This window comes from Microbacterium sp. (assembly GCF_031988965.1).
Lineage (GTDB): Bacteria > Actinomycetota > Actinomycetes > Actinomycetales > Microbacteriaceae > Microbacterium.
Genome location: NZ_DALZXX010000116.1, coordinates 1 through 212 on the forward strand (window position 1 = coordinate 1; position 212 = coordinate 212).

Here is a 212-nt window from a genome sequence, read left to right on the forward strand (position 1 = left end):
CGCCGCAGTCCACCGCTGACCGCGTTCACGACGAACGCCTGCACGAGCGTGCCGATCACCACTGCGATCGCCAGCGGCCAGGCGATCATGAGCAGGGTGACGCACGCCGCGAGCACGGCGGTCGCCGCCGCCGCCTGCTCGGCGATGACCACGGCCGGATCGGCTGCCAGCGGATGCGTGTCGATGGCCGTCACGAAAATCGAATTGGGCGT

Annotated in this window: 1 protein-coding gene; it reads right to left on the reverse strand. The window is 69.8% G+C overall.

The window, feature by feature from the left end; translation table 11 throughout:
* On the reverse strand, window positions 1-194 hold a 194-nt coding region (locus tag RTM68_RS14660), incomplete at its 3' end, for a hypothetical protein (RefSeq protein ID WP_312172250.1).
* Window positions 195-212: the final 18 nt, after the last annotated feature.